The sequence below is a fragment of the Mitsuaria sp. BK041 genome, from assembly GCF_014193085.1.
In the GTDB taxonomy this organism is placed as follows: Bacteria; Pseudomonadota; Gammaproteobacteria; order Burkholderiales; family Burkholderiaceae_C; genus Roseateles.
This window is the reverse complement of sequence record NZ_JACHYT010000002.1, coordinates 464707-487784: the sequence shown is the minus strand read 5'-3', so window position 1 is coordinate 487784 and position 23078 is coordinate 464707. Positions and strand designations below refer to the sequence as shown.

The 23078-nt window shown below is 66.4% G+C and carries 20 protein-coding genes; 4 read left to right on the top strand and 16 right to left on the bottom strand.

The genetic code is table 11. The features are described from left to right. Positions 1–11: 11 nt before the first annotated feature. Positions 12–965, top strand: coding sequence for a lysylphosphatidylglycerol synthase transmembrane domain-containing protein (locus FHT38_RS18030; RefSeq protein ID WP_310737399.1), 954 nt, complete (start codon positions 12–14; stop codon positions 963–965). A gap of 4 nt (positions 966–969) precedes the next feature. Continuing rightward, on the top strand, positions 970–2340 hold the full coding sequence (locus tag FHT38_RS18025; protein WP_183492777.1) for a hypothetical protein: 1371 nt from the start codon (positions 970–972) through the stop codon (positions 2338–2340). 3 nt (positions 2341–2343) lie between these two features. Here FHT38_RS18025 and FHT38_RS18020 read toward each other — a convergent pair whose 3' ends face one another. The 16 genes from FHT38_RS18020 to FHT38_RS17945 form a co-directional block, all read right to left on the bottom strand. Further along, positions 2344–3558: a glycosyltransferase family 4 protein gene (locus FHT38_RS18020; RefSeq protein ID WP_183492776.1), complete on the bottom strand. Its 1215-nt coding sequence runs from the start codon at positions 3556–3558 to the stop codon at positions 2344–2346. After that, entirely contained in the window at positions 3555–4631 is a 1077-nt protein-coding gene (locus FHT38_RS18015) for a glycosyltransferase family 1 protein (RefSeq protein WP_183492775.1), read from the bottom strand. The genes FHT38_RS18020 and FHT38_RS18015 overlap by 4 nt, the downstream gene beginning before the upstream one ends. Positions 4632–4680: 49 nt before the next feature. Further along, positions 4681–6027 (bottom strand): hypothetical protein, encoded by a 1347-nt coding sequence (locus FHT38_RS18010; RefSeq protein ID WP_183492774.1) that lies wholly within the window; start codon positions 6025–6027, stop codon positions 4681–4683. A 13-nt stretch (positions 6028–6040) separates the two neighbouring features. Beyond that, positions 6041–7261 carry a group 1 glycosyl transferase gene (locus FHT38_RS18005; protein ID WP_183492773.1) on the bottom strand — a complete coding sequence of 407 codons (1221 nt, stop codon included), beginning with the start codon at positions 7259–7261 and terminating at the stop codon, positions 6041–6043. Continuing rightward, positions 7258–7905: an acyltransferase gene (locus tag FHT38_RS25680; protein WP_310737398.1), complete on the bottom strand. Its 648-nt coding sequence runs from the start codon at positions 7903–7905 to the stop codon at positions 7258–7260. Before FHT38_RS25680 ends, FHT38_RS18005 begins: the two co-directional genes overlap by 4 nt. Positions 7906–7951: 46 nt before the next feature. Beyond that, complete coding sequence (locus FHT38_RS17995; protein WP_183492771.1) at positions 7952–8986, bottom strand: glycosyltransferase family 2 protein; 1035 nt, start codon at positions 8984–8986, stop codon at positions 7952–7954. Further along, positions 8970–10226, bottom strand: a complete 1257-nt coding sequence (locus FHT38_RS17990; protein WP_183492770.1) for an oligosaccharide flippase family protein — start codon at positions 10224–10226, stop codon at positions 8970–8972. Before FHT38_RS17990 ends, FHT38_RS17995 begins: the two co-directional genes overlap by 17 nt. Further along, positions 10226–11257: a GDP-mannose 4,6-dehydratase gene (locus tag FHT38_RS17985; RefSeq protein ID WP_183492769.1), complete on the bottom strand. Its 1032-nt coding sequence runs from the start codon at positions 11255–11257 to the stop codon at positions 10226–10228. The genes FHT38_RS17990 and FHT38_RS17985 overlap by 1 nt, the downstream gene beginning before the upstream one ends. 42 nt (positions 11258–11299) lie before the next feature. After that, on the bottom strand, positions 11300–12196 hold the full coding sequence (locus tag FHT38_RS17980; RefSeq protein ID WP_183492768.1) for an NAD(P)-dependent oxidoreductase: 897 nt from the start codon (positions 12194–12196) through the stop codon (positions 11300–11302). Positions 12197–12212: 16 nt separating this feature from the next. Then, positions 12213–13565 carry a lipopolysaccharide biosynthesis protein RfbH gene (rfbH, locus tag FHT38_RS17975; protein ID WP_183492767.1) on the bottom strand — a complete coding sequence of 451 codons (1353 nt, stop codon included), beginning with the start codon at positions 13563–13565 and terminating at the stop codon, positions 12213–12215. Then, a complete protein-coding gene (rfbG, locus tag FHT38_RS17970) occupies positions 13562–14626 on the bottom strand; it encodes a CDP-glucose 4,6-dehydratase (protein WP_183492766.1) in 1065 nt (354 codons plus the stop codon). Before rfbG ends, rfbH begins: the two co-directional genes overlap by 4 nt. 7 nt (positions 14627–14633) lie before the next feature. Then, entirely contained in the window at positions 14634–15407 is a 774-nt protein-coding gene (gene rfbF, locus FHT38_RS17965) for a glucose-1-phosphate cytidylyltransferase (protein ID WP_183492765.1), read from the bottom strand. Between the two features lie 48 nt (positions 15408–15455). After that, positions 15456–16457: an FAD-binding oxidoreductase gene (locus FHT38_RS17960; RefSeq protein WP_183492764.1), complete on the bottom strand. Its 1002-nt coding sequence runs from the start codon at positions 16455–16457 to the stop codon at positions 15456–15458. Positions 16458–16479: 22 nt separating this feature from the next. Next, positions 16480–16842: a MarR family EPS-associated transcriptional regulator gene (locus tag FHT38_RS17955; RefSeq protein ID WP_183493587.1), complete on the bottom strand. Its 363-nt coding sequence runs from the start codon at positions 16840–16842 to the stop codon at positions 16480–16482. Between the two features lie 77 nt (positions 16843–16919). After that, a complete protein-coding gene (locus FHT38_RS17950; protein WP_183492763.1) occupies positions 16920–18020 on the bottom strand; it encodes a Wzz/FepE/Etk N-terminal domain-containing protein in 1101 nt (366 codons plus the stop codon). 11 nt (positions 18021–18031) lie between these two features. Then, positions 18032–20257: an SLBB domain-containing protein gene (locus tag FHT38_RS17945; protein WP_183492762.1), complete on the bottom strand. Its 2226-nt coding sequence runs from the start codon at positions 20255–20257 to the stop codon at positions 18032–18034. Here FHT38_RS17945 and FHT38_RS17940 point away from each other — a divergent pair. Then, positions 20214–21338: a glycosyltransferase gene (locus FHT38_RS17940; RefSeq protein WP_183492761.1), complete on the top strand. Its 1125-nt coding sequence runs from the start codon at positions 20214–20216 to the stop codon at positions 21336–21338. The genes FHT38_RS17945 and FHT38_RS17940 overlap by 44 nt on opposite strands. 107 nt (positions 21339–21445) lie before the next feature. Continuing rightward, complete coding sequence (locus FHT38_RS17935) at positions 21446–22984, top strand: DEAD/DEAH box helicase (RefSeq protein ID WP_183492760.1); 1539 nt, start codon at positions 21446–21448, stop codon at positions 22982–22984. Positions 22985–23078: the final 94 nt, after the last annotated feature.

The following is a 23078-nucleotide window of genomic DNA, read 5'->3' as shown; positions in this document are numbered from 1 at the left end:
GCGGTGCCCTCGTGGGCTTCTTCCTTCTCACGGCCGCCTACGTGGCGGCGCTTGTCTGGGTCGATGCGCGAAGGCAGGTGTTCGACGGACTGAACTCCCTGTCTGGTGTGCTGCCCTTGTTGCTGGCGGTCTCCCTGGGCAGCTACCTCGCCCGCTACCTACGCTGGTGGTGGTTGCTGCGACGCGCCGGCCATGCCGTGCCGATCGTGGCCGGCTTCTTCGCCTACCTCGCCGGATTCGCGTTCACCGCGACACCGGGCAAGGTCGGTGAATTGATCCGCGTGCGCTACTTCCATGACCACGGTGTGCCAGCTTGGCGAGTGGTGGCTGTGTTCGTCTTCGAGCGGGCCATGGATCTGCTCGTCGTGCTCGGGTTGGCGATGCTGGCGATCCGAGATCCTCGGGTGCTGGCGGCATCGACCGCCTTCGTGCTGCTCTGTCTGACGCTTGTCGTGGTGCTGGGGTGGCGCCCGGGATGGCTGACCCGTGGAGCCGACCTGTTGCGTCGAGGCGCCTGGCCCACGCCGGCCCGCTGGATCGAAGTCCTGCGCGATGGCCTGGCCGGCGGGCGGCTCTGGGTGCGGCCGTTGGACTTGGGGGTGAGCCTCGCGCTGGGCCTGCTCGCCTGGGGTACCGTGGCCCTGGGCTTTCGTCACTTGATCGGTGCGCTCGGGGTGAACAGCGTGCCGACCGCCGAGGCGCTCTCGATCTATCCGCTGTCGATGCTGGCCGGTGCCGCCTCGATGTTGCCCGGCGGCATCGGGTCCACCGAAGCGACGATCACGGCGCTTTTGAGTCTCTCCCATGTCGACCTGTCAGTGGGCGTCCTCGCCGCCGTAGGCATCCGGCTGTCCACCCTCTGGTTCGCCATCCTCTGCGGCCTCGTATCCGTGGTGGGTCTGGAATGTCGCGCCGCCCGAGGGGCGGACCACAGTCTCTGCGCGGATCCCGAGAGGCCCGCATGACGCCATGAGTTCCGTTGTAACTCCCCACGCCCGGCGTTCGATCGCCGCCGACCTGCTACGTGTCGGGATCGCCATCGTGCTGTTTCATCTGCCCTTGTGGGCGATGGGCATGCTGGACCAGGTCAGTCGCCCCATCTTCAACCTCGACGCCTTCGTCGCGCTGATGATCGCCTGCCGCTACCGCCGGACCGGTGCGGTCTTGCTGATTGTGGTCTGGCTGATGGACGTGATGGTGTCGCTTTCGCTTAACTATCACTTCCGCTCCCCGGCCGCTTTCCTAGCGTCTTTCCGTTTTGGGCAGGCGCTCGACATCAAGTCGCTGTTCTCGCCTTGGGATGCCGCCATGGCGATTGGCTTCGTGGCTGCTTTTCTCGCCTTGACGCGGGTAATGAAGTCACCCATGCGGTGGACCGGCTTCGCCATTGCGCTCGTGGTACTGCTGATGCTGGACGTGTTGAACGGCTCCTCGTTGCTGTCCAACCGTGATGTGCGGCTGATCCGGACCAACCTGGCCGGCAGTCCGAGCGTGGTCTTGGCGATCAAGAAGGAGACGCAGCCCTTGCAGTCATTGGAGACGCCAGCGGCCGTGGCGTTGCATCGGGTCGTCGAGGATTGGGCCAGTGCTCATCCAAACGGCAGCACCATGCTGGTTCTGGTCGAGTCGTTGGGCGTGGTGCGGGACCCGGGGTTGCGCCGTTGGCTCGACGACCGTCTTACCGGACAAGCCAGTGCGCGCGAGATCCGGCGAGCACCGGTCCAGTTCATCGGGCCCACGACTTACGGCGAGCTGCGGACGCTCTGTCTACTCAGCGGCAGCTATCAGTTGCTCGATGCACAGCATGTCGGCGACTGTCTTCCGAAACGCCTGACGAGCCTGGGCTGGCACAGCGTTGGCATGCATGGTTTCACCGGGAACATGTTTGATCGGCGCATGTGGTGGCCCATCGTGGGGTTCGATGACGTCATGTTTGCCGAGCAACTCGCTGAGCAAGGGCTGCCGCAATGTGGCGCTGCGTTCCGTGGGCACTGCGATGGTGCCGTCCTGGAAGCCGCTGGGGCGCGACTGAAACCGGCGACGCTGGTCTACGTGCTCACGCTCAACACCCATCTCCCCTTGCAGGAGACCACGGTCCCGGCCGAGCTTGCGCCGCTCTGCGCCGCCGCAGGAGTACCCGACAGCGTCTGCCAGCTGACAGCCGCGCTTGGCCACACCCTGGGCGAGATCGGCCGCCAGATGCGGGCGCATCCCGACTCTCTGTTCGTGGTGGTCGGGGATCACGCGCCACCGTTCCGCATCCGAGCGGCAAGGCAGGCCTTCGAGGACATCGAAGTCCCCTCCTGGGTTCTTGCGCCCAAGGCGCCGAAGGTGCCTTGAGCGTCAGCCCGCAGCTTGGGTCGACGCGTTTCCCGCGAGCCGGGCGTCGATGAGCTGGATCATCGGCGCCAGCATCGCGGACCAGGAGTGCGTCGATTCCACGTAGTGGCGCGCCGCCCGTGCCATCGCTTCGGCCGATGTCCGGTCATCCAGCAGGCGGACGACAGCGGTGGCCAGGTCCTCGGTGCTGTCGGCGACCAGCAGGTCGCGACCATGCTCCGCGTGGAAGCCTTCCAGGCCCATCGTTGTCGAGACGGTCGGCAGGCCCAGCGCCATGTACTCCAGCACCTTGTTCTGGACGCCGGCGCCCAGTCGCAGCGGGCAGACGCCCACCGCGCCACCGCGCGCTGCCGCAACCACGTCCGGCACCTCTCCGGTCACGTCGACGCCGTCGAGCGCGTTCAACTGTGCAGCCTGGTCTGGCTGGATGCGACCGATCAGCCGCAGGCGTACGTCGGGTCGCGCGTTGCGCACCAGAGGCAGGACCTCGGCGGCCATGTACATCGCCGCATCGAAGTTCTGCAGGCTAAACATGTTGCCGATGAAGATGATGTCTCGCCCGCTTGCATCGAACTGGTAAGGCATGGTGTCCAGCGCCACGCCGTTCGAGAACACGCTGACGCGCGAGAGCTTCCCCGGGTGGGTGGCAAAGAGATGCCGACGGTCGATGTCGGACACGAGGAAGCTGTGGTCGAACCGCTCGACGATGGCCTCCTCGTAGGCGCGAAGGCGATCCACCTCGAGCGCATAGACCTTGGCGCGAAGGTCGTCCTTGGAGACGCGGGTCGAGCGGATCCGTTCGTAGTTCAACGAGATGGCGTCGGTCATCTCAAGGAATTTCGGGCCGGGTGCATCCTTGATCACGTCGCCCACGCGGATCAGATGGGCCAGCGCACCGTCGTGCTCAGCCATCAACTCGAGCGCGCGTCGACGGAAACCGGCATGGCGGTAGTACGCGACCTGCAGCGGCGTGCGGCCCGGTAGGGCCAACGCCGTATTCAACCAGGACCGCCACTTGGGCAGGTAGACGCGCTCGACGCGATGGAACACGCCGTCCGCGGGCACTGCCATCGTCATCTCCTCGGGGGTCTCGCACAGGCTGAGCAGGGTCAGCCGGTACTGACCGGCGAGCGCCCGGCAGAGTTGGTAGATGCGCAGGCGGTCGCCGCCCACCACCGGATAGGGGAATCGCGGCGTCAGGATCAACAGAGACTTCATGGCCGTGCCGCTCCGCTGCAAGTGGCCATCAATAGACGCCAGAGGTGCGCCGACGCGGCAGTTGCGTCGTTGTCGATGTCGCCTGGCAGGCGGCAGTTGAGCGCGAGCTCGCCGGCGGCGAGCTGGTCCAGCATGCGCTCGATCCCATCCGTGTCGATCGGCGTGAGCACGCCGAGCTGGCCGGCCGCCTCGCGCATCGAGGCATGCGGGCCGTGAACGACGGGTGCGCCGCAGAGTTGCGCTTCCAGCAGCGGCATGCCGTAGCCCTCGTAGATGGAGGGCATCACGAAGGCGTGGCAGCCGGCGTACAGCGCAGGCAGATCTTCCAGGGCCACGTAGCCGAGGCGTTTGACATGGCCGGAGGCCTCGCCCCGTGCCAGCAGGCGACCGATCTCGTCGTCGAGCCAGCCCTTGCCGCCCGCGAGCGCCAACGTGGGCAGCTCCACGCCCGCCTGGCGGCGGCGGAGGTAGGCCTCGAGCAGCCGGACCAGGTTCTTGCGCGGCTCCAGCGTCCCTAGCGTGAGCAGATAGGGGTTGGCGATGTCGAGGCGATGCCGGACCGCCGCGATGGCGTCGTGCGAGGGCCGGTGGAAGATAGGATCGGCCAGCGGGGGAATCACCGCGTCGGGATCGCGCCGATAGGTCTGCGCGGCATCGACGCCCGTGGCATGGGAGACCACGATCACGCGGTCGGCGGCGCGCACGGCCGCCTGCTGCCCCAGTCGACGGCCCCAGAGGCTGACGGTCGGCAAGGTCTCCGGAGCGAACTTGTAGACCAGGTCATGCACGGTCAGCACCGTGCCCATGCCGCGCGGCCGCAGGAGCGGAAGCAGACCGTTGGTCGCCCAGTACGTGTGCGGGCGTTCCTCGGCAAGCATGCGCCGCAGCTGGGTGTTCTGCCAGTAGGGACCGCGGCGCTTGGGCCGAGAGACGCGGGTCCGAACGTTCGGGAACGACGGGAAGACCACCTCGTCGTTGCTGAAGAGGATGAACTCCGCCTCGGGATGCGCGGCGACCAAGGGCTCCAGGAGCGCCCGGATGTAGTTGCCAACACCGGTCGGCTTGGCGACCAAGGCCGTCGCGTCGACGCCAATCCTTGTTGTTTTCATGCGTGCTGACTGTTTACGGTGCGGCGCGTAGATGGCGCTGCGACTGAAAGAGCTCGGCGCTGGCCACCAGTGCCAGCGCGAAGAACATTGGGACCGCGATAGCGTTGATATAGACCGCGATGCTCAGTGCGATGTAGATCACGAGAGCGACGCGGCTCTCGCGCCCGCGGCGCGCCTGCCGGAGCAAGGCCACCAGACCCTCGACCACGCCGATGACCCCGACCCAGCCGGCGATCAGCAGCACCAGGCTGGTCGAGTCCTTCGGGGCGAAGTTGAATCCGGTGGCCAGTTGTTCGGCGATCTCTTCGTTGGCCAGCCCTCGGGTCATCTCCAGCGTGTCCGCCATGTTGGGCGGCAGCGAGAACATCCATCCGCCGAATCCGGTGCCCAGCGGATGACTGGCCAGATGGCGGAAGGACGAGAAGATGTAGGAGAAGCGCGCGACAAAGGTCTGTTGGTCCTCGTACTCGATCTGGGCGAACACATGCTGGTAGACGTATTCGTCGAAGCCCAGCGCGATCGCCGCAAAGAGGGCCAGCACGAAGGCGTACAGCGCGATTCGCACGGTACCGAGCGATGCCCGGCGCACGAGCGGCACCAGCAGAAGCGTCAGCGGGAAGGCGATGATCGCGAACTTCGCGCCGACCACCAGATAGAGCACGGCACCGACAAAGATCAGGAAGGCTGCCGACCATTTCCCGGGATGGCGCGCATGGACATGCAAGGCGCAGAAGCCCATGTAGAACCCGAGATAGCTGGGTTCGGAGAAGGTCGCGCCCATGCGCAGCGCGATCGGACTGACGAAGAAGAACTTGCCACCGGCCGAGATGGGCGTTCCCCCGTTGAGGTAGTAGAGCCCGATGGCCCCACCGATCAAGAGGCAGGCGAACACATAGAGCACGCCGAAGCGGGCCACCCGGTCGAGTGCCCGGTCGGAGATTCGGACATCACCGTGCATCACCGCGGCGCAAGTGACGACGATGCAACTGAGTTGCAGCGTGTTGATGAACGTGAGCGACAAGCTCTTCTCGATCCCGAAGACGCTGTCGTAGGCCAGCAGGCCCGCCGCCAGCGAGACCGCCGTGTACCCCACCAGGACCACCGCACCCGGGATCAGTCGCCGCCCTCGCAGGTAGGCCAGGGACACCGCCGCTGGCACGGTGTAGATACTCAGGTCGACGCCCCAGCGAACCAGCTTGTGCAGGTTGAAGTCGTAGGTCAGGTCCCAGCCGGAGAAGAGACCGCGCACCAGCAACAGGCCGAAGAACAGCATGAACAGCCGTTCGGCCAGCGGCGCTGGTCCCGTGCCCCCGGAGGCGGGGTGCGCGGCCGATGGTGTCAAAGCGGAAGAGGCGGACATGAGGGATGCGAGGTCAGCGACGCACCAGGAAGGTCTGCGTCCGCAGTTGCGAAGACCGCGCGAGGTAGCGCATCAGGCGCTCATACCGGGCCGGACCGAAGAACCGAAGTAGCCCTCGGAAGACAACCCCGACGATGCGGTCGAGGCGACGGGCCTCGTCACCGCCATTGGCGGGCGCGGCCGGCCGGGGCGCACTGGCGCTGGCGGGCTTCGTCGCGACCAGCAAGCGGGCTTGCCGGAGCGACTGGCACAGCGCCCCGGTCGCATCGAACGGTGTGCGAGAGGCGTGGAACTCCGCCAGTCCCGTGGACACCCGACGAGCCAGCCCGCTGATGGGAGTGCCGTCGCTGAAGGACCCGAAGCCATAGGGCAGCTGCAGGTAGTCCGCATGGCCGTTGCGGGCGAGGTGGTCGCGATAGGCGGAGAAGAGGGGGGCGATGTCAGCCCGCTCGCTCAGTCGGAAGCGCGTCTGGTACTTCGACACGCGGTCGTCCCCCAGCGGCGGCAACCCGCTGAAGTGGAAGAACACCAGCGGCTTGCCCGCGATCGTCGCGCGCTCGTCGGTCCAGGCCACCTCACGCTCGTGCAGGTTCCAGTAGGCGGTGTTGTATTGGGGATCCCGAAGGACGAAGGCAGTCGCGCACAGGCTCGGCACGAAGTCCATCCACTTCTGGTCGACGAAGAAGCCCTGGCTCTGCTCGTTGTAGGCCAGGTGCAGGCAGCGCTGTTCCCACCAGGACAACACCTTCAGGCTCTCCGCACTTCCGTTGAAGGCGGCGAAACCCAGGTTGTAGATGCCCGAGGTCAGGAACTCCGGCTCGCCGGGGAGCAGGCCGTCGTCGATCGGCTCGGTGATGTGCGGGGTCAGCACCACGGCATGGCGATCCAGCAGGTCGAAGATCGGCTGCAGGCTGCTGTAGACGAAGATGTCGGGATCGAGATAAACCACCTTCTCGTGCCGCTGCAGCAGGTGCTTGGCGAAGGTTGGCTTGACGTTGGTGTTCAGCTCCAGAATGTCGTACTTGAAGGCAACCTGCTCGAAGTCAGGAATGCCCAGGTCCTCGACCCAGGTGATGCGCCAGTCCGGATGCCGGGCCTCGAAAGCCGGATCCTTGCGATCCACGATCAGCACGTTGAACTCGACCGTCGGGTTGGACTGCCGCAAGCTGTCGCCGAGCGTGCGCGCGTAGGCGAAGTAGTTGCGGGAAACGATCGTGAAGACGGTAGGGCTCATGACTCGGAAACGGCTTTAAAGATGTCCGGAGCGGTGTCCGGCACGCCTGGGAGGGCGAGCGAAGGAGGCGCGTCGGACGCGGCCGGCAAGGTCTTGATGACTCGCGCTGGCGCTCCCACGGCGACGCTGAAGGGTGGGATGTCCCGCGTGACCACGGCGTTGGCGCCGATGACCGAGGCGCGCCCGATGCGCACGCCCGGCATCACGGCCACGCCCTCGCCGAGCCAGACATCGTCCTCGATGATCACCGGCCCCTTGGAAACGACCGGTCGCGCGTTCGGGGGCAGCGCCAGGTCTTGCGCCGTGGTGCCACCGTGCGCATGGTCCGAGATGTAGACGCGGCTGGCCATCAGGACCCGCGCGCCGATGCTCACCTCATTGACGCAGCCGATGTGGCAGTCGTACTCCATCGAGACGTTGTCGCCGATCTGCAGCCGCGGGGTGAAGCGATGCGACCCGTGCCGATCGATCGCCTCGATGCGGTTGCGAGCCAGCGCGACGAGCCGTCCTTCCAGGCGAATGTGGCGGTGGCCAACGACGATGCAATCCTTGCCCAGGTACACGTGGCCCGGCGCATGGCCGAAGCGGCTCGCGACCAGGGCGCTGCACAGCCGGCGCCAGCGATAGGACACCGCCAGCGCCACACGGGCGCCCAGCGCGAGAATCATGGACGTCGGTGAGCTCATCCGGTCACGCGAACAGGGAGCGTTTCACCACCAGGCGCTTCAGGCGCATCAGCGCCTCGATGCCCGATTGCGGTAGCAGACAGATTGGCAGCAGGTAGGCCCAGGCCGAAGGCTCCCACCAGGTGTGACGGAACAGCAGTCGCCATTCCATCCAGGTGAGACGGCGGGGCTTGAGGCCGCGTCGCACCATCAGGATCATTGGCGGCAAGCCCTTGCGTATGGTCGCCAGCTTGACCGCGCGCATCGCGGCCTTGTCCAGGCCCAAGCGCGGCGCTTCGTCGCAGACCAGGCCGAGGAAGCTGTTGCCGAAGGCGTGGAAGATACGGAAGCTGCCGGTGTACTCCATGCGCGCGGCCGAGAGCTGCTCCGAGGTCACGACGCAGGTCCGGCCCCGGTTGCCTGCCAGGACTCGGTACAGCACATGCGTCAGGTAGATGTCGCTGCCGATGAAGCGTTGCTGGTCAGGCACGGCGACCCAGGCTTGCCGGTCCACGAAGAACGCGGAGATGAAGGTGGACCAGATCCAGATCGTCTGGAGCACGGCGTCGGGGTCCCGCGTCACCATCGTGTCCGGGATCTGGATCAGCGATGGCAGCGCGACGCTTGGGTCGTAACGGCCGCTGAACGAGCCGCCGTTGGCGAAGCAGAACAGCAGGTCCGGATGCTGACGGACGAGTTCCGACAGCCGGGTGAGCGCACCCGGCCTCAGGAAGTCGTCGTCGGACATCAGCAGCAGGTAGCGTCCCGTCGCGAGATGGGAAACCGCGTGGATGTTGCCGTCGATGCCGAGGTTGCGGTCGTTGCGGCTGTATCGCACCGCTTTGCCCGTGCGCGCGGCGAAGTCCCGGACAACCTCGGCCGTGGTGTCGGTCGATGCGTTGTCGCTGATCACGAGTTCGACCTCGTCGGCCATCAGTTCGGGATGGGTGGCCAGGGCGCTCAGCGTGTCGGCGAGCACGGTGGCGCGGTTGTAGGTCGGGATCGCGATGGAAATGAGGGGAGCCATGGCAGCGTAAGAGGAGTCAGGGCGTGGCGGCACGGGTGAGCTGCACGAAGCGCACCGGCAGGATCCACGCCGCCGTCAGCAGGAACGAGAGGGAAATGCCGGCGAGGATACCCGCCGCGCCGTAACGGGAGCCGAGCCAGATCTGGCCGGCGATGCTCAGCGCGGTCTGGCCGGCTACGTACGCGTTCATCGTGCTCACGCGACCGGCGCTCATGTGCGCCAGCGCGAAGGTGTCGCACCAGACGCGGATCAACAGGTAGACCGGCCAGAGGGCCAGCAGGGTGAGCGAGACAGGTACCGCGCGCGCGCCGCTGATCAACCTGAACACGTCGGACTGGAAGGCGACGATCAACAGCGCGGGAGGCAGCACCACGAGCGCTCCCACCACCAGCAACGATCGGACGCGCCGCCGCAGGAGCCCGGACTGGCCGCTGTAATGCAGATCGGAGAGACCGGACCAGGAACTCGACAGCACCACCGCGTGCACGGTCAGCAGCACGGTGAACACCTTGCTGGCCAGGTTGTACTCGACGATATCGAGGCTGGACAGAGTGCGGGCCATGACCAGATAGTCCGCGGACAGCGCGCCGGTCGACAACAGGCCGAATAGCAGGAAGTGGCGGGCTTCCATCATCACCCGCTTCAACTGTCTCCAGTCGATGCCATGGCGCGGAGCGGCCCCGGCTGCAAGGGCCAGGATCCCGAAGACGAGCAACGCCGGAGCGACAAAGGTGACGACCGCCCAGTTGAGGCCCTTCAGCCCGACTCCCGACATGGCCAGCAGCAGTCCCGTCGTGGCCAGACTCTGCAAGCCGGGCATCACGTTGGGCCAGAGACCGCGGTGCAACCCGAACAGGACCTGGTTGAAGACCGGCGTCAGGGCCGTCAGGCACAGGCCGAAGCACAGCAGCGCCACCGCCCGGACGGATGTCTCGTCGTGGCCGGAGAGCACCGTGTGCTGGACGATCCATCCGATCGGCCAGCACAACACCAGCCCCAGCGCCGCCGCGACCACCGCCGTGTTCACCACGGCGTGTTGCAGTTCCCGGTGGTCCGTGCCTTCGGCCCGGTGTCGCGCGATCGCGTTCTGCGCGGTATTGGGAATCCCCAGGTTCAAGAGGTTGAACCAGGGGCCTAGGGACAGCACGATGGCGTAGACGGCATAGGCGGGGACATCCAGCATGTTCAGCAGCAGTCGGGTGTTCACCAGGGAACACCCGATCACCACGACACGCGCGGACCACCCGGCCAGGACCGTCGCCGTCGACTTCATCAGCGCTCGGCGAGCATGCTCGAGGTCCACGCCAGCATGCGCGAAACGCCTTCACGCGCGCTCACCTGAGGGGCCCATCCAGTCAAGCGCCGCATCTTCCCGATGTCCGCCACGAACACGCGTTGATCGCTCTCGCGCGGTGGCAGCTTGGTGTACTGCAGCGGTTGGCCGATGTCGGACTCCAACAGGCCGAACAGCTCCAGCAGCGACAGGCTGTTGGCGATGCCGCCACCGATGTTGAAGGCCTGGCCGGCCGCCGCGTCCGCATGCTTCAGCGTGCTGAAGTACAGCGAGATCATGTCCTCGCCATGCAGCACGTCGCGCACCTGCTTGCCGTTGCCGGAGATGGTGAAGGGCTCGCGGCGCAGGCCGGCGCGGGTTTCCGCGGCCATCTGGCAGAACCAGCCGATCCAGCCCTGGTCTGCGGTCGCGAACTGGCGGCCGCCGTACATCGACGAGTGGCGGAACACCACGGTCTTCAGGCCGAAGATGCGGTGATAGTCGCGCAGGTACTGGTCCGCCGAACCCTTGGAGCAGCCGTAAGGCGAGTGGAAGTCCAGCGGCGTCTGTTCGTCGAAGCCCTCGGGTTGATCGACGCAGACGTAGCGAGTGTCGGTCTCGCGGTACTGGAACTGTTCCAGGTCGCCGTAGACCTTGTTGGTCGACGAATAGATCACGACCGCTTCCGGCGCATGCGCACGCACGGCTTCCAGCAGGTTCAGCGTGCCCAGCGCGTTGACCTCGAAGTCCATGCGCGGATCCGCGATCGAGGTGGTCATCGCGACCTGGCCCGCCAGGTGGAAGATCGCGTCGGGCTTCATGCGCGCGACCACGCGCTGCACGTCGTTGGCGTTGCGGATGTCGCCGTGCACGAACTCGAAGCCGCCTTGGCCGCGCAGCCACTGCAGATTGCTTTGCGAGCCATGGCGATAGAGGCTGTCGAATACGCACAGCTCGATGCCTTGAGACAGGGCGTGGGCCGCTAGGTTGGAGCCCAGGAAGCCGCATCCGCCGGTGATCAGGAGTTTCATGGGTGGTTTTCGCTCAAAGGATTCGAAGGTCGGAAAAGCCGGTCAGCGCTGGGCATCGGGCAAGCGGGCCATATGTGCCAGGCCGTCGGCTAACGAGACCTCCGGACGCCATCCCAAGCTGAGCAGCCGGCTCGTGTCCGCCACGCACAGCATGGCTTCGTTAGGACGGTAGGGCACGGCGCCGAAGTCCAGCAGCGTGGACGCGCCGGTCACCTGCTTGGCCAGCTCGACGAAGGCGCGCATCGTGACGGCCTCGCCGGAGCCGACGTCGATCGCATCGCTGGCGGCGAAATCCTCTCGCCGCTCCAGGATGTGGTCGTACGCGCGCACCACGTCATCGATGTGGATGAAGTCGCGCCGCTGCTCGCCCGGCGTCAAGGCCAGGTGTGGCTCGTCACGGCGACACGCCTCGATGACGTGACTGGTGAACTTTGAGCGGTCATCGCCGGGCCCGTACATCTGCTGCAAACGGATGTCGATGAAGCGCAGGCGTTGCGGCGACGCCGCGGCCAGCGCGGCTCCCCACGCCGAGAACTGGGTCTTGCTCAATGCGTACAGGCTGACCTCGGGCGCCAGGACCGTCCCGGTGTTCAGGAAGGCCACCGGACCGGTGCTGCCTGTCGCGTCATCCAGCACGGCCTGCAGCAGGGCGCCGCCGAGGACCAGGTTGGCGCCCATCACGTCCAGCGGCGTCTCACCTCTGCGGCCATACGAGCAGGCGGTGTGGACGATGGCGTCCGGCGCCGCCTCGCGGACCGCTGCGACGATCTCCTCGGGCGTGGAGGCGCGCAGCACGTGCATCGACGGCAGCAAGTGCTCCAGCCGTTCCAGGCGGGAGCTGGGCCGCGCCAGCAGCGTCAGCGCATGGCCACGTCCGGCCCAGTAACGGGCCAGCGCGCTGCCGAGGAAGCCGCCGGGGCCGGTCAGGAGGATGCGCATGCGGGTCGTGCTCTGGTCAGAAGTTCACGCCGAAGAACTCTTCCAGCTTGCCGGCGATGTAGTCCAGCTGCTCCTGGCCCAGCGCCGGGAAGGTGCCCAGCCAGAAGGTCTGGTTCATCACCACGTCGGTGTTGGTCAGCTCGCCGCTGACGCGGTAGTTGCGACCCGCCATGTACGGCTGCTTCGTCAGGTTGCCCGCGAACAGCAGGCGCGTGCCGATCTTGTTCTCTTCCAGGAAGTTGATCAGGTCCGCGCGCTTCACGCCCGCGGTGTCCTTGACGATCAGCGGGAAGCCGAACCACGAGGGCTCGGAGTTCGGCGTCGCCTCGGGCAGGTGCAGGAACTGCTCGACGCTCGCCAGCTTGGCCTTCAGGTAGGCGAAGTTGGCGCGGCGCTTGGCGATGAATTCCTCGACGCGGTCCATCTGCGCCAGCGCGCACGCGGCCTGCATGTCCGAGATCTTCAGGTTGTAGCCCAGGTGGCTGTACGTGTACTTGTGGTCGTAGCCGTCCGGCAGGTCGCCGCCCAGCTGCTCCTTGGTCCAGCAGAAGCGCTTGTCGCAGGTGTTGTCCTTGCCGGGGGGGCAGTAGCAGTCGCGGCCCCAGTCGCGGAAGGATTCGGCGATCAGCTTCAACTCGGCGTTGTTGGTGAACACCGCGCCGCCTTCACCCATCGTGATGTGGTGGGCGGGGTAGAAGCTGAGCGTGCCGATGTCGCCGAAGGTGCCGACCAACTGGCCGTTGTACGTCGCGCCCAGCGCGTCGCAGCAGTCCTCGACCAGCCACAGGTTGTACTTCTTGCACAGCGCCGTGACCACGTCCAGGTTGAACGGATTGCCCAGGCTGTGGGCCAGCATGATGGCCTTGGTCTTGGGCGTGATGGCCGCTTCGATCTTGCTGGCGTCGATGTTGTGCGTGGCCAGGTCGACGTCGACGAAGACTGGCACCGCGCCGAACTGCACGATCGGATTCACGGTCGTGGGGAAGCCGGCGGCGACACCGATGACTTCGTCACCTTGCTTGATCGCGCGGTCGCCCAGCTTCGGGCTGGTCAGCGCCGAGAAGGCCACCAGGTTGGCCGACGAGCCGGAGTTCACCGTGATCAGGTACTTCACGCCCAGGAACTGCGCCAGGCGTTGCTCGAACATGGCATTGAAGCGGCCCGTGGTCAGCCAGCCGTCCAGCGAGGCGTCGACCATCATCTTCAGTTCGCCGGCGCCGATGACCTTGCCGGACACGGGCACCGGGGTCTGGCCGGGAACGAAGGCCTTGGGGGCATACGCGATGTCGGCGTACTGCTGGACCAGCTCGCTGATCTGGCTGCGGAGCTTGTCGAGCTGCGGCTGGAAGTTGACGGTGGAGGTGGTCATACGTCGGATCGGTATTGAGAGATTTGATTCAGGCAGATGGCGCGCATGTCCTGGCCCGAGAGCCAGGCCTGATGCCAATCGGTGATGCGGCTCAGCGTGGTCTCGAGAGACCAGCGCGGCGCCCATTGCAGACGCTGACGCGCCTTGGAGATGTCCAGCTTCAGGAAGCTGGCTTCGTGCGGGTGATTGCCCGGTTGCAGCGTCCACGAGGCGCCGTCTCCCCACGACTCGCACAGGTGCTCGACGATCCATTGCACGGGACGGGCGTCCTCGTCGCGGGGACCAAAGTTCCAGCCCTCGGCAACGGCCTGACCCTGCGTGTAGAGGCGCTCGGCGAGCAGCAGATAGCCGGACAGCGGCTCCAGCACGTGTTGCCACGGACGGATCGCATGCGGGTTGCGGATCAGCACCGGCTGCTTGTCCTGCAGCGCGCGCAGGATGTCGGGGATCAGGCGATCCAGCGCCCAGTCGCCGCCGCCGATGACGTTGCCCGCGCGGGCCGTGGCCATCGCGATGCCGGCATCCTTCAGGAAGGACTTGCGGTAGGCAGAGCTGACCAGCTCCGCGCAGCCCTTGCTGTTGGAGTAGGGGTCGTGACCGCCCATCGGCTCGTCTTCACGATAGCCCCAGACCCACTCGCGGTTCTCGTAGCACTTGTCCGTCGTGATATTCACGATGGCCTTGACCGAGCCGGCATGGCGCGCTGCTTCGAGCACATGCACCGTACCCATCACGTTCGTCGCGTAGGTCTCGATCGGTTGGCTGTAGGACAGGCGCACCAGCGGCTGTGCCGCCATGTGGATGACGATCTCCGGCTTGAAGTCGTCCATCTCGGCCTTCACCACGGCGAAGTCGCGGATGTCGCCGATGCGGTGTTCCATGCCTTCGGCAACGCGGGCGACGTCGAAGAGCGCGGGCTCGGTCGGCGGCGTCAGCGACAGGCCGCGCAGCGTCGCGCCCATGGACTGCAGCCACAGGCTCAGCCAGCTGCCCTTGAAACCGGTGTGGCCGGTCAGCAGGACGCGCTTGCCGCGCCAGAACTCGGGATTCGTCTGCTGCATGGCCGGGTCAGTCCCACTTCTTCCACGGGGCCTTGCCGGACGCCCACAGCTCTTCCAGCAGGTGCTTGTCGCGCAGCGTGTCCATCGGCTGCCAGAAGCCGTGGTGCTCGTAGGCCATCAGCTGGTTGTCCTCGGCGAGGCCCATCAGCGGCTCCTGTTCCCAGACGGTGGCGTCGTTCTTGACGTAGTCCAGCACCTGGGGCGAGAGCACGAAGAAGCCGCCGTTGATCATGGCGCCGTCGCCCTTGGGCTTCTCCTTGAAGCTGCGGACCTGGCCGCCCTGGATGTCCAGCGCGCCGAAACGGCCGGGCGGGTAGGTGGCGGTCAGCGTCGCCGCCTTGCCGTGTCGCTTGTGGAAGTCGATCGTGGCGCCGATGTCCACGTCGCCGACGCCGTCCCCGTAGGTGAAGCAGAAGGCCTCCTCGTGGCGCACGTAGTCGGCCACGCGGCGCAGGCGGCCACCGGTCATCGATTCGTCGCCGGTATCCACCAACGTGACGTTCCAGGGTTCGGCGCGCTTGTGATGGACTTCCATCCGGTTGCTGCGCATGTCGAAGGTGACGTCGGACATGTGCAGGAAGTAGTTAGCGAAGTACTCCTTGATCACGTAGCCCTTGTAGCCGCAGCAGATCACGAAGTCGTTGACGCCGTAATGCGAGTACATCTTCAGGATGTGCCACAGGATCGGCTTGCCGCCGATCTCGACCATCGGCTTCGGACGGGTGGAAGTCTCTTCGCTGAGTCGGGTGCCCAGGCCGCCGGCCAGAATCACTGCTTTCATGGGAAAGGTCCTATCGGATCGGGATCGCTAGATCGAGGAGGTTGACGGTCAGGTCGCGGCCGAGCACACGAAGGCGTCGGAATGGAATTGGCGGTCGGGCAGGCCGGCCGCATGCAGCTTGGCCTGGGCGCCGTGGATCATGGCGTCGGATCCACAGGCATAGACCAGCGTGTCGGCCAGATACGGGTGCTCGCGCAGCATCACGTCCTGCACGTGGCCGCGCTCGCCGGCCCAGCCGTCACCGGCGCGCGAGAGCACCGGCACGAAGCGGAAAGCGGGCAGGGCATCGAAGCCTTCGGGTTGCCAGTACAGATCCTCGCGATGGCGGCCACCCCAGTAGACGGTCACGCTGCGCGGTCGAGTCTGTGCAGGCTGCGCCGCCAGTCCTTCCAGGATCGCCTTCAGCGGCGCGATGCCGGTGCCGGTGGCAAGCAGCACCAGGTCCTTGCCAGCCTGACCGCGCAGGAAGAAGGTGCCCAGCGGGCCGCGCAGGCGCAGCAGATCGTTGGCCTTGGCCTCGTGGAACCAGTAGCGGCTCATGGCGCCATCGGCGACTTCGCGGATGTGCAGTTCGATCTGCTTATCGGCGCGCGGCGCATTGGCGACGGAGTAGCTGCGGCGCAGGCCCTCGGCGCCGATCACGTCGATGTACTGGCCGGGCAAGAAGTCCAGCGCCGATGTCGGTGGCAGGCGCAGCATCACGCGCACCACGTCATGGGACAAGCGCTCGATGGACTGGATGCGGCAGGGCAGGGTCTTGGCTTCGGGCAGTACGATGTCGCCGAGGTCGTCGATCTCCAACTCGACCGGGCCGCACGCCTCGCGCACGCAGGTCAGGATGAAGCCATGGGCCTTGTCCTCGGCGCTCAGGCCCAGTTCGTCATGCTTGGCGACAGTCTCGCCGGAGCGCACGCGTCCCTTGCAGGAGCTGCAGCGGCCGGTGCGGCAGCTGTAGTCCAGCACGACGCCCTGGCGCAGTGCGGCGTCTAGCAGGGCCTCGCCCGTTTGGACCTGATAGGTCCTGCCGCTGCTGATGGTGACGGTGTGCATGCCGGTTCCCTGAACTTGTCTTTTAGGCGGTCTTGTTGCCGTCGTTTTCCGACACCTCATGCCGGAGTTCGCTGATCTCGCGTTGGAGCTGCTCGAACTCGAGCTCCTTGCGGGCGAGGAACGCGCGGGTCATTTGCATCTTGGCGTGGACGCCGCTTGGCGTGAGCAGGTAGGCGTAGGCGAGCTTGTTGTCGGCGCGCCGGAAGTTGTTGACCTTGACCCAGCCGCGATCGATGACGGCCCGCATGCAGAAGTTGACCTTGCCAACGCTGACGCCGAGGCGCTTGGCCAGGTCGCGCTGATTACCGCTGCCACGCTCGTCGATCTGGCGCAGCAACTTGAAATCGAGGTCGCTTTCTCTTTCTTCGGAAGGGGGCGGTGACATCCAGGCTACCTGTTCACGCGATGAACGGGCGGACTGTAGCACGCATCCTTCGCCCGCCGGCCCACACCGACGGGGGGTCAGGTGCGCTCGCGACGGCCGCGCTGCGCGACCACGAGGAAGTACGCGGAGGACAGCAGGGCGGCGATCGCCATGGCGGCGGCGGCCAGGAAGAGCCGCTTGGGCTTGCTGCGCCTTTCGGGCTTCAGGGCGGGGTCCAGGACCTGGATGATCGTTCCGTCTCGGGCCTCATCCATCTTCGCCAGCTCGAACTGCTTCGCGTAGACCTCGAACAGGGCTTCCTGATACTTGAACTCCCGATATGCGGACACGTAGTCCTGCGATCCGAGCGTCTGAGCCGGGCGCTCGTACTCCGCGAGCTGAGCGCGCAAGCCGGACAAGGTTGCCTGCATGCGCTGGACGTCCGGAGAGGCATCCGTCAATGTCTTTCGCAGGGTGGCCAGGCGGACTTCGGCTGCGGCGATCTCCACCTTGACCCGCGCGTACGCTTCCGCCGCGGCCTTCGGTTCGCTCTTGAGCGCCCCTTCGGAGAAGCCGCTCTTCTGGACGGCCGCCTGGGCCTTGGCTAGCGCTTCTTTCGTTTGAGCTAGTTGCTGTTCGAAGAAGACCCGTCGTTGCTGAGCTTCGGACAAGGCCAAGCTGTTGGTCAAGCTTCGCAGTTCCTCGACGTAGGCGTTCGCCATCTTCATGGCGCGCTCAGGATCGCGATCATCCACATCGATCGAGATCAGGTTGTCCTTCTTGCCAATGGAGATCCGGACCAGGCCGTTCAGACGCTTGCGCGCGTCTTCCTTGTACTTGGACTCGAACTCCTTCATCAGGTCGAACCGGTCGATGATCCGATTGTTGATGGTCACGCTCTGCAGCAGCGAGGCGTACTGGTCGGCGGGGCTCTTGATACCGGAGGCCACGCCGGCGAGGCCGGACAACGCGCCTAGCGAGGACAAGGCCGCCGCGGCGGAGTTCTGTTGTTGCTGCGGGCTGATGAAGGTCGTGCGCGCGGTGTAGGTGGGAGGAATGATCAGGGCCACCCCGTAGGCGAGCACTGCAGTGCCCACCGAGATGGCGGTGATCCGTCGCCATTTTGGTCGGAGGGCGCCAAGGATGCCGGACACGCTGTCGATGGAATCGACGTTCGACGATGGATGCTGACTGGTCATTGGCTCGCGACTTAGTTCTTGATCGTCTTCAACGCCGCCGCTCCCAAGCCGAAGTTGGCCAGGATCTGCGTCCAGTCCTTCGCGTCCTGGATGAACGTCGTCTTGTTCATTTCCTCCGGGACGAAGACCGTGTCTCCCGGCAGTGCGGACAGGCTCGCCAAGCCGGAGCCGAAGCCCAGCCAGCCACTGCTCGACTGGCGCGCGCTCACGACCGTGCCGTTGGCGCGGATCACGAAGGCGCCGCCCGCGTCGGCGCCACGGGTCGGGCCACCTGCGAGCTTCATGACGTCGTCTACCGACGCCCCATCGCGCAGGAGGAAGCTGCCCGAATTGAAGACGCTCCCGAACACTCCCACCGTCGTCGGCTTCGCCGGGATGAGCAACCGGTCGCCATCCTCAACGGTCAACGAGGGCAGTTGCCGCGCATCGGACTCCAACTGCAGAACCACGCGGCCGGTCGGGCGCACGGCTCGCAGCCGCGCCACCAGTCGTTCACTGCCTGCGGCGCGCTGCGCATTGCCCGCTGCTTCATCAGCCGTGGTCGCACGCTGCGTGCTGGCGTACTTGGTGAACTCCGTCTCCAGGTCCCGCAGCGCACGGTCGTAGTTCTCCTGCTGCGACTGCCGAACGCTCTCGCGCGAGAAGTCCGTGCCGAAGACATACGCCTGGGGCGTCAATCCGCCAGCCGCGGCGATCGCGTCCTGCAGGGTGCTTGTCGGCGGCAGCACATACTCGCCAGGACGGGCGACTTCGCCTTCCACCGTGACACGCTTGTACTGCTTGGCAAGCGGCAGCGCCGTGTTGACGCTACTGAACACGCGGATCACGTCGCCATTGGATGCCGCGACCTTCGCCTGCGCGGGCAACTGCAGCTCCCGCACGCGGCGGTCGTTGCGATCGCTCAACTGCTCGATCGAGATGCGCGAGCGGTCCGCCACCGCGCTGAAGCCACCAGCCATTGCCAGCACGTCGTCGATCGTCTCGCCGGGCTTCAGCTCGACGATGCTCTGCTTGTTCACGCTCCCCAGCACCGCCACCTGCGGGCCGATCGGGCCGATGTGGATCACGTCCTCGGCCTGCAGTGCGCGGTCGCTGGCCTTGTCGCCCTTGAGCAGCAGGTCGTACGCATCGAAATTCGCGACGACCTGGCCGTTGCGGCGCAGTTCGATCTGGCGGAAGCTGCCGGCCGCCGACGGGCCGCCAGCGCGGATCAGGCCGTTGACGATCGTCGCCAGGCTGCTGACCGTGTAGGCGCCCGGCTTCGCAGTGAAGCCGGTCACATAGATGCGGATCGTGCGCAGCTTGCCCAGCGAGGTGCTGACCTGGAAGTTCTTGAACACCTGCGCGATGCGTGCACGCACCACGTCGTTCAGGTCGCCGTAGCGCACGCCAGCCACCAGCACCGGGCCGACACGCGGGATCGTGACGCGGCCGGCGCGGTCGACGGTCAGGCGCAGGTCGGCGTCCACCGAGCCCCAGGCGGTGACCTGGATTTCGTCGCCGATGCCGATCAGGTAGTCCGAGGGCGCCTGGCGCGGGCCGTCGGTGTCCGAGCCCATGCGGGCATCGAGCATCAGGTCGGCACCCAGGCGCCGGACGATGTTGTCGGTGGAGATCGTCGTCGCTTTTCCGACAGCGCCGGTCTGCGTCTGCGTCACCGTGCCGATTTCAGTCAGGCCGGACTCGGAGCGGCGCAGCTGTTCCAGCGTGAGCGGATCCGTCAGGTCCAGGCCCAGCAGCTTGTTGACGTAGATCTCGAACTCGCCGGGCACGTACTTGGGCGCGCGCGGCATGGCCGATTGCGCCTGCTGCTGCTGTTGCTGCTGCGTCGGCGCGTCCTGCGTGCCGCGCGTCGTGGAGTTCAGTCGGACCGGGCCGCTGACATCGCTGCTGTTCTCGGACGAGGTCTGACCGCTTCCCATCGACTGCGCGATGGCCGGACCCGCCATCAGGCAGGTCATCAACAGCGCCAGCGCGGGCTTCTGGAAAGTCTGGAGGGATCGAGTCATCGTCGACAGCGGCGAAGAGGCGCGTTGGGCGCGAAGTTCCATGCGTGATCTCGTCTCTGAAAGGGAGAGCCGCCCCGATGTGCCTTGTGACAAGGGGTGTCGGGGCGGCCAGCGCGGCATTCTATGGCAGCGCTGTTGCGCCAAAACCGCCGGGGACCGGAAGCTGATCGTTACACTGCCGGCCATGTTGTATTTGCTCATCCCGTTCGCACTGGCGGCGGCGATCACGTTGTATGTCGTGCATTCGTCGACCGTGCACGGGCATCTGTCTGCGGACCACGACCTTTCCGGCCCCCAGAAGTTTCACGCCCGCCCTGTGCCGCGCATTGGTGGCCTCGGCATCTTTGTCGGTCTGGTCGGCATGGTCGCGCTGGCCTGGTTCCTCAAGCATCCACAGGCCAAGACCGGCCTGCTCCTGCTCCTGGCCGGACTGCCGGCCTTCGGCGCCGGGTTGATCGAGGACTTCACCAAGAAGGTTTCCCCGCGCGAGCGCCTGATCGCCACCGCGGTCTCCGCGGCCCTCGGCTGCTGGCTCCTTCAGGCGACGATCAACCGCACCGACATCCCCGGCCTGGACTTCATCGTCGGCACCACCGTGGGCGCGGTGCTGATCACCGTCTTCGTCGTCGCGGGCGTCGCCAACTCGGTCAACATCATCGACGGCTTCAACGGGCTGTCCTCGATGTGCGTCAGCCTGATGCTGCTGTCGCTGGCCTATGTCGCCTACCAGGTCGGCGATACCGAACTCGCCCTCTGGGCGCTGGCCGGCGTCGGCGCCATCCTCGGCTTCTTCGTCTGGAACTACCCCGCCGGCCTCATCTTCCTGGGCGACGGCGGCGCGTACTTCATGGGCTTCTACCTGGCGGAGATCGCCATCCTGCTGATCCATCGCCATCCGCAGGTCTCGCCGCTGTTCGCGCTGATGGTGTGCATCTATCCGGTGTTCGAGACGGTGTTCTCCATCTACCGCCGCCGCTTCCTGCGCAACACCAGCCCCGGCGATCCGGACGGCATCCATCTGCACTCGCTCATCTACCGTCGCCTGATGCGCTGGGCGATTGGCGCACGCGACGCGCGCCTGATGACGCGCCGCAACTCGATGACCGCGCCGTATCTCTGGACGCTGTGCCTCTCGTCGCTGGCGCCGGCGCTGCTGTTCTGGGATTCCACCCCGGCGATCGCCGCCTGCATGGTGCTGTTCGGCGTCGCCTACGTCGCGCTGTACTGGCGCATCGTGCGTTTCCGCACCCCGAAGTGGATGGTGTTCCGCGGCGATCAGCGCAAGCTGACCGACCGTTCGATGCCCTGATCCGGCAGGCCGATCCTGCACGCCGCGGCCCGCTTCATGCGGTGCTGCACGCGCCGGGATCGGTGGTTTCCCGGGGCTTTCGGGGGCTTGGAGGATAATCCGCGCCCATGACCGAATCCACCCCGACGCCAAGCCCCCGTTTCGACACGCTGCCGCTGGACCCCAAGCTGCTGCGTGCCGTGGCCGACCAGGGCTACGCGACGATGACGCCCATCCAGGCCAAGGCGATCCCGATCGTCCTGTCCGGCAAAGACGTGATGGGCGCCGCTCAGACCGGCACCGGCAAGACCGCCGCGTTCTCCATCCCGCTGCTGCAGCGCATGCTCAAGCACGAGAACGCCTCGATGTCGCCTGCCCGCCATCCGGTGCGCGCCCTCGTGCTGGCCCCGACCCGCGAGCTGGCCGACCAGGTCGCCAACAACGTCAAGGCCTACGCCAAGCACACGCAGCTGCGCGTGGCCTGCGTCTTCGGCGGCATCGACATGAAGCCCCAGACGCTGCAGCTCAAGGCCGGCGTCGAGGTGCTGATCGCCACGCCGGGCCGCCTGCTGGACCACATCGAAGCCAAGAACGCGGTGCTCAACCATGTCGAGTACGTGGTGCTCGACGAGGCGGACCGCATGCTGGACATCGGCTTCCTGCCCGACCTGCAGCGCATCCTGAGCTACCTGCCCAAGACGCGCCAGACGCTGCTGTTCTCGGCGACCTTCTCGCCGGAGATCAAGAAACTCGCGCAGAGCTACCTGCAGGAGCCGGAGCTGGTCGAGGTCGCGCGGCCGAACGCCACGGCGTCCACCGTCGAGCAGCGCTTCTTCAGCGTCGATGACGACGACAAGCGCGCCGCGGTCAAGCAGCTGTTGCGCCAGCGCGAGATCACGCAGTCGATCGTGTTCGTGAACTCCAAGCTGGGCGCCGCGCGCCTGGCCCGCGCCTTCGAGCGCGACGGCCTGAAGACCGCCGCGCTTCACGGCGACAAGTCGCAGGACGAGCGGCTGAAGTCGCTGGAGGCGTTCAAGCGCGGCGAGGTCGAGCTGCTGGTGGCCACCGACGTCGCCGCCCGCGGCCTGGACATCGCCGACCTGCCGGCCGTCTTCAACTTCGACGTGCCCTTCAACGCCGAGGACTACGTGCACCGCATCGGCCGCACCGGCCGTGCCGGCGCCTCGGGCCTGGCCTTCACGCTGGTCACCAAGGCGGACGCCCGCCTGGTCGGCGAGATCGAGAAGCTGATCAAGCGCAAGCTGGACCTGGAGCCGATCGAGCTCGAAGGCGAGCGCCGTCGCTTCGACCGTAGCGACCGTGGAGAGCGCGGCGAGCGGTCCGACCGGGGCGAGCGTGGCGGTGACCGCGGTGGCGATCGCGAAGACCGCGGCGAGCGCCGCGACTTCCGCCGCGAGCGCGAGGACCGCCGCGACGAGGCCTACGGCTCGCACGCCTCGGCGCCGCGCGCGCCGCAGCGCCAGGCCTACGATCCGCTGTTCGACAAGCCCTACGAAGTCAGCGAACGCGCCGAGGCGCCGTCCTGGGAGAAGGGGGGCGCGCAGGCGCCGCGCAGCGGTCTGTCGGCCAACATCAAGCCGAAGAAGAAGGTGGCGGCGCTGTTCGGCGCCAAGAAGCCGCCGGTCACCGCGGACAGCGAATCCTGAGCGGCGAACGGGTCCGGGCTCGAACCCAAGGCCCCGTGGCCCTGAATGAAGAAGGCCGGACCGCCGTGAGGCGTCCGGCCTTTGCTCATGGCGC